This is a genomic window from Frankia sp. AgKG'84/4 (assembly GCF_023242965.2).
GTDB lineage: Bacteria > Actinomycetota > Actinomycetes > Frankiales > Frankiaceae > Frankia.
In genome coordinates this window covers 1-6828 of the sequence record NZ_JALKFU020000275.1, presented here as the reverse complement: position 1 = coordinate 6828, position 6828 = coordinate 1, and the positions used below count along the sequence as shown (strand labels likewise).

At 71.1% G+C, this 6828-nt stretch carries 6 protein-coding genes; 1 reads left to right on the top strand and 5 read right to left on the bottom strand.

Going from position 1 to position 6828, the window contains the following annotated elements:
• Positions 1-80: 80 nt before the first annotated feature.
• Entirely contained in the window at positions 81-1442 is a 1362-nt protein-coding gene (locus tag MXD58_RS16700; protein ID WP_248838436.1) for an FAD-dependent oxidoreductase, read from the bottom strand.
• Positions 1443-1564: 122 nt separating this feature from the next.
• Between MXD58_RS16700 and MXD58_RS16695 the strand changes: the two genes are divergently transcribed.
• Positions 1565-2533, top strand: a complete 969-nt coding sequence (locus MXD58_RS16695; RefSeq protein ID WP_248838437.1) for an Lrp/AsnC family transcriptional regulator — start codon at positions 1565-1567, stop codon at positions 2531-2533.
• 37 nt (positions 2534-2570) lie between these two features.
• On the opposite strand, the gene MXD58_RS16690 is transcribed toward MXD58_RS16695, so the two are convergent.
• The 4 genes from MXD58_RS16690 to MXD58_RS16675 form a co-directional block, all read right to left on the bottom strand.
• Positions 2571-2906, bottom strand: coding sequence for a hypothetical protein (locus tag MXD58_RS16690; RefSeq protein WP_250609518.1), 336 nt, complete (start codon positions 2904-2906; stop codon positions 2571-2573).
• Positions 2907-3204: 298 nt separating this feature from the next.
• On the bottom strand, positions 3205-5406 hold the full coding sequence (locus tag MXD58_RS16685) for a RecQ family ATP-dependent DNA helicase (RefSeq protein ID WP_248838447.1): 2202 nt from the start codon (positions 5404-5406) through the stop codon (positions 3205-3207).
• A 102-nt stretch (positions 5407-5508) separates the two neighbouring features.
• Positions 5509-5787 (bottom strand): SCO4848 family membrane protein, encoded by a 279-nt coding sequence (locus MXD58_RS16680; RefSeq protein ID WP_248838439.1) that lies wholly within the window; start codon positions 5785-5787, stop codon positions 5509-5511.
• Positions 5788-6089: 302 nt separating this feature from the next.
• On the bottom strand, positions 6090-6407 hold the full coding sequence (locus MXD58_RS16675) for a hypothetical protein (RefSeq protein ID WP_248838440.1): 318 nt from the start codon (positions 6405-6407) through the stop codon (positions 6090-6092).
• Positions 6408-6828 lie beyond the last annotated feature (421 nt).

Here is a 6828-nt window from a genome sequence, read left to right as displayed (position 1 = left end):
CCCCCCACCCCCCCCCCCCCCCCCCCCCCCCCCCCCCCCCCCCCCCCCCCCCCCCCCCGCCCCCCCCCCACGGCGAGCGGTCAGGCGACCGACTCGATGTAGCCGTCGGGTCGGACGACCAGCGCGGGCAGGCCGTCGATCCGCACGGGCACGGGTCGGATCGTGTCCGCGGTGATCGCCGCCAGGGCCGGTGCTGGCGCGAACGTGCCGACGAGTGGATGACTGTCCGGCCGGGCAGGGATTGCGCTCGAGAGCCCGGCCATCCGTTCGGCGAGGCGCCGCTTGACCTCGGGTATCTCGACCAGCTCGGCGACCAGGTCCCGCAGGGCCGCGCTGTGCGGGTCGGTGCGCAGCAGCGCGCTCTGGGCAAGGGTGTCGCGCAGGACGCGTTGGGCCTCCGGTCGCCGCTCGCGTCCGTAGTCGTCAAGCGTGGCGGCGTCGTCACCGGCGATGACGCCGGCGAGCCGCCACCCGAGACCGGCCGCGTCCCGCAGTCCGATGTTGAGCCCCTGACCGCCCATCGGGGAGTGCAGGTGGGCGGCGTCCCCGGCGAGCAGTATCCGGCCGTGCCGGTAGTCCAGCGCCAGCCTGGCGTGGTCGGTGACGCGCACCGCTCCCGCGAACGCGCTCACTGTCGCCTCCGTCCCGCTCACCCGGCGTAGGGCGTCGACGAAGTCCGCCTCGCTCACCGGCCCCCGCGTGACGGCGTCAGCCGGGTCAGGCTCGATGACGACGAGCTCACCGGGCGGCTCGTTGATGAACATCAGCCCGCCCGCCGTGCGATGCAGTCCTGGTCGTACGAGTCCCGCGGGCTCGATCGAGGCCCCGGCCAGGTACACGACCAGTCCCGGAGCCGTGCTGTCGAAGGCGAAGCCGTGCCGCACGACGCCCTGACCGCCGTCGCAGCCAACCAGCCAACGCGCGCTGTGCTCGCTACCGTCGGCGAGCCTGACACCGACATGGTCGCCGCGGTCGGTGACCGCCAGGACCTCACTGCCATACCGCAGGTCCGCGCCCTGCTCGTGCGCGCGGTCGGCGAACACCTCCACCAACTTGTCCTGCCACACGGCGAGCTGGTTCGGCAGGTCAGACAACTCGCCGTCCCGGTCGATCAGCGGAAGCATCGCGAGGTGCCCCTTCAGCCGGCTCGCGCCCCAGTTCGCGACGAGCTCGGCAAGATCAGGCGGCGCCACATCCCCCGGGTCCGCGGTGAAGCCGACGAACGATCCGCCCGTCGCCGCGGCCCGCTGCCGTACCGGATCCAGCAGTCCGCGCAGGGCGAGCAGTTGCAGCGTGCGTACCTGCAGCGCGCGGTCGCCGCCGGCAGCCGGCGTGCCCGCCGCCCGCCGCTCGAACACGACGACCGACACGCCACCGCGCCGCAGCTCCGCCGCCAGAAACAGACCGACAGGGCCGCCGCCCACCACCACGACATCCCACATACCGTCCTCCTCCGTAGCCAGCCGGATCCTTCCGGCCATGGGCGCGAGCCTGCCGAGGCGGGCGATACTGAGGTGGCTGACGGCAGGGAAATCGACGAGTTCGGGCAGGAATCAGGGTCCGCGTGACGAATTCGCTCACCATCGACGAGCTGGACCTCAAGCTGCTGCAGGCGCTCCAGCTCGACGGGCGCGTTCCCTTCAGCACGATCGCCGAGCTCATGGGTGTCTCCGCGCACACGGTCGCGCGCCGCTATCAGCGTCTGCGCGCGTCGGCCGGCCTGCGGGTCCTGGGCCGTCCCGGGCCCGCCAGCACGTCCGGACGGCCGCGATGGATGATCCGGATACGCTGCGCGCCAGACGCGGCTGTCACGCTCGCCGCCTCGATCGCCCGGCGGGCCGACACCACCTTCGTCGCCCTGGTCTCCGGCAGCTCCGAAGTGATCTGCGTCCTCGAAACGACGGACGAGGAGTCCGCGGCGTCACTCCTGCTGCACAGGTGGCCGCGCATCCCGTCGATCCTCGCCATCACCGCGCATCGGCTGCTGCGGACCCACTACGGCGGTCCGGATGGCTGGTGTTCGAAGATCGGCGCGCTGACCGCCGAGCAGGTCGCGGCCCTGCGGCCGCCGGCCGGGTACCTCGGATCGGGCCCGCACCCGCGCCTCGACGACGTCGACCGGATCCTCCTGGACAGACTCCGCGGGGACGGCCGCGCCGCCCACGGCGCGCTGCGGGCATCCGTGCGGTTGTCCGAGCCGAGCGTCCGACGCCGGCTGCACCGCCTGCGCGACAGCGGCGCGCTGTACTTCGACCTGCAGCTCGACCCCGGGCAGCTGGGCTACCGAACGATCGCGCTACTCTGGCTGACCGCTGCCCCCACCGCGCTGGAGGCGGCCGCCCACGCGTTCGCCCGCCATTCCGAGGTGGCCTTCATCGCAGCCACCACCGGGCCCAGCAACCTTGTTGCCGCCGTGATCTGCCGCGACGCCGAGGACCTTTACACCTACCTCGTCCAGCGCGTCGCCGCGATCGGCGGAATCACGCGGGTCGAGACCACCATGGTTATTCGGCAGGTAAAACAGCTCGTCTGAGACCCACTGTTCTCCTGGTCCAGGCCGGCGACCCAGATCAGCTGGCGCGGCGCGGCATCAGGTCCTGCGCGCGCAAAACCCTGAGCAGGTCATGGGGCTCGATCATCAGGCGGCCGGTCGGCGGACGGGTCGGCTGGGCCTCGTCGTACTCCAGGGCGACCGGGAGCTGGTAGAAGTCGGCGAGATGCTGGGCGAGCTCGCCGAGACGACGCTCATGCTCCCTGCTGCGCAGCAGGTTTCGCTCGTCCACCTCGCTGTCCTGCGCACCCTCGCGCGCCAGGCGGTGAGTTCGACACAGGCCGTCCGGATCCTTGGTGATCGCTCGCTTGCCGCAGCGGTGGGCGACGTAGCCCCGGCCGCCTCCCATCACCATGGCGGTACAACGATCACTGTTGAACATGGTCAGTGCGCGCCCGCTTCCGTTGCTCGACCAACAAGGCCGACTGGCTTCGAAGCCCCCCGCAAGCCAGGTTAGGGCGAATACTGAGGAAATCCAGGGTCACGTCATTAAGTTCACGCCGATGTCACAGCCGAACAACATCGCTGGCCGACGGACCGAAAACTGCCAAATGTCAGCCGAGAGGCAGATGTGGCAACTGGCCTCCACCACACAGCGCCGGGCGCCGCGATCACCGTCGGCAGGCGTCCCGCGGACCGGCACGCCGGCCGGATCAGCCGGCGTCGGTGGCGAGCGCGAACGGCAGCACGGCGCAGGCGCCCGCCTGGCGCAGCAACCTGGCGGCGACCGTCATCGTCCAGCCGGTGACGACGCGGTCGTCGACGAGAAGGACGGGACCGTCGACGGCCGCCAGCGCCCCGCGCAGCTCCTCGGACACCGCGAAGGCATCCCAGAGCCCGGCGAGGCGATGCGCGCTGTTGTGGACCTCCCCGGCGGACGGCCCGCCCGCCACCCGGTCCAGCTGGCCGAGCAGGGGCAGGCGGCCGATGGCGGCGATCCGCTCGGCGAGGCTCGCGACGAGCCGCGGCCGCCCGCGCGAGGCAATCGCCACAACCGCCGCGGGCCGACGTTGCCACTCCCAGCCGGCGAGCGTGGCCACGACGGCATCGACCAGGTCGCCCGGCAGCGGTCCGTCGGCGCCGCCGGGAGCGAACATCGGCCGCAGCCGGTTACCCCAGCCCACGTCGGCGAGCCGGGCGAGGACCCGGCCGGGATCGGCGGCGGCCCCCGCCGCGATGCGCCCGGACAGCGTGATCCCGAGCCGGCTCATGCCCGTCGGCCACATCCGGCGCGGTTCGACGACCACACCCGGCCGCAGCAGCTCCGCCCGGGCCCTCGCCCGCGCGTCCGCGGAGACAGCGGAGGACCACTGCCGCCCGGTGCAGCGGTCGCACCGCCCGCAGGGGGCGGCGTCGGGGTCGTCGAGCTGGCGGCGCAGGAACTCCATCCGGCAGTCCGGGGTGACGAGGTAGTCGAGCATCGCCTGTTGTTCGCGCTCCCGGGCCGCCGTCACCCGCCGGTAGCGGGGCTCGTCGTAGGACCAGGCGAGACCGGTGGCCGTCCAGCCACCCCGGACCCGCCGGACCGCGCCGTCGGTGTCGAGGACCTTGAGCATCTGGTCGAGCCGGCCGGGACCGATGTCGACGGCGGTCAGCAGCGCCTGGGTCGACATCGGCCGGCTGGCCTCGGCGAGCGCTGCCAGCACGGTGCGGACCACCGCCTCGGGCGGGAAGGAGGTGTCAGCGAAATAACGCCAGATGTCCCGGTCCTCGGTGGCGGGCAGCAGGATGACCTCCGCGGCATCGACCGCTCGCCCGGCCCGGCCGATCTGCTGGTAGTACGCCACCGGCGACGCGGGCGCTCCCAGGTGCACGACGAAACCCAGGTCCGGCTTGTCGAACCCCATCCCGAGGGCGCTGGTCGCGACGAGGGCCTTGACCCGGTTCGCCAGCAGGTCCTCCTCCGCCGCGAGCCGTTCGGCGGCTTCGGTGCCGCCGTGATAACAGGCCACCGCGTGCCCCTCACCGCGTAGGAACACGGTCAGTTCCTCGGCTGCGGCCTTCGTCAGCGTGTAGACGATGCCGGAGCTGGGCAGTTCCCGCAGCCGCTCGGCGATCCAGCCGAACCGGTCCTCGGCCCGGGGCAGCGCGACGACGGCGAGACGCAGGCTCGCCCGGTCGAGGGTCCCGCGCAGCACCAGGGTGGCGTTGTCCTGCGCACCGGTGCCGAGCTGCTCGCTCACGTCCGCGACCACCCGCTGGTTGGCCGTGGCGGTGGTGGCGAGGACCGGGACGCCCGGCCGCAGTCCGGCGATGACGGTGCGCAGCCGGCGGTAGTCGGGACGGAAGTCGTGGCCCCAGTCGGAGATGCAGTGCGCCTCGTCGATGACCAGCAGGCCCGTTCTGGCGGCGAGCTCAGGCAGGTAGTCGTCGCGAAACGTCGGGTTGTTCAGCCGCTCCGGCCCGATGAGCAGCACATCGAGCTCGTCGGCGCGCAGCGCCGCGTACACCTCGTCCCACTCGGTGACGTTGCCGGAGTGGATCTCGCCGGCGCGGATGCCCAGCCGCTGCGCCGCCGCGGCCTGGTTTCGCATGAGGGCGAGCAGCGGTGAGACGATGACCGTCGGCCCGACCCGCGCGTTCCCACCGGCGGCGGTCCGCAGCAGCGCGGTGGCCAGGAAGTACACCGCCGACTTGCCCCAGCCGGTGCGCTGCACGAGCAGCACCCGGCGACGCTGGCTGACCAGTGCCTCGATCGCCCGCCACTGGTCCTCCCGCAGTGCGGCCGCCGGCCCGGCGAGGGCACGCAGCAGCTCCTCGGCCCGCCCCCGCAGGGCCGCCGACGCCGGGTCGGTAGCGAGCGCCGCTGTGGCCAGGTCCGCCGGGCCCGTCGTGGTCGATCCGTCCGCCGCCATGGACAGATGTCTACCCGACGCCACCGACAGATCCGGGAACGCCCAGGTGAGGGACCCGGTGTTCAGCGATGATCGTCTCTAGGACCGCCGGGGGACGCTGGCTCAACGCTGGGAGCCGACCAGATCCGCGGACGTCGCGTTACCCGCCCCGGTGCCGGCGCGGCGGACCGCCCGGACCGCCCGGACACCCAGCCAGCCGACGATCGTGCCGATCACGAGAGAGACCACGGTCAGCACGAGGTGGACGGTGAAGAAGGCCGTCGGCCCGGAGTCCCAGGAACGATCATCCTTCCAGACGTTCCGCAGGAAGTTCGGCCAGATCGCCCACGTCCACACACCAACAGCGACCAGGAACCAGGACGCACGCTTCGAGAGGGTCACCCCACCAGCTTCGCACCCCGCCGAGCGGACGGGTCGACTGAGATCCGTCACATGGCGTGAAGGCAGACACACTCGGCGGGCACAGCGCCCAGCCCGTGAGTGCATGCTCTCTACGAGCAGGATCCGAGCACCCGAGTCCGACAGGCATTCAATCTTGATACAAGAGAATTATCCAGACAAGCTCTACCGCGATGGACACCGCATTGATCACAGAGAGCCACGCCGGATCGCCTCACGGCCAGCCTCGAAAATGACGGGTGGTGTGCCAGATTCCTGGCGCACCACCCGTCAGATTTACCGGATCAGACGACCATCAGAGTCACGTTGAGAACGTGACCGCCGGCCGGGCGGTACAAGGTGAAGTTCGTCGAGGGATAGGTTCTCTTCCCGGCGATGTCGCACCGCACCTGAGCAGTCGCGACACTGGGCAGGATCGGGTTCCCGAAGGTCACCGAGAAACGCCCACCCACGCCGGTAGACGCACCGTGCGACTCTCCGCCGCCGGTAATCAGGATTGATTCCGCGGAGCCGGCCTGGCACCGCACCGTGCCGGCGACCGTCAACGGATTGTTGATCGTTCCCGCGATCGCCGGTGCCATCGGAACAACGGCCAGCGTCATTCCCGTCCCGACCACCAGGCCCAGAGCCTTGACTCTCGAAAGTCCTCGCAAGACGCACCTCCAACGCACGCATCGGATGGATGCCGGCGCGAAGTACGGTGTACCCGAACCGCGGAATTCTCACGCACCGAATCCGCTCGATCGCCCACCGGACTCCGACACCCCGGGTTGCCGCGCCGAAAGAGGCGAAAAGTTCCATACTTGGGTGCTTTCGCCACCGCCGGGACCCCTGCCGCGACCACCAACCGGGGGAACAATTCGGCAAAAACCCCTACGAGCCTGGCCTCGGCAGGCAGCCACGGACGGTCGGAACGTATGATCTCAGTCATGTCGTCGCGCCTTGACAGGGTGAGTCCCACTGCGTGGTGTAGATCGGGAGCGGCTGGTTGATCGTCCGGGGTGCGGGTGTGTCGCTCCGAGA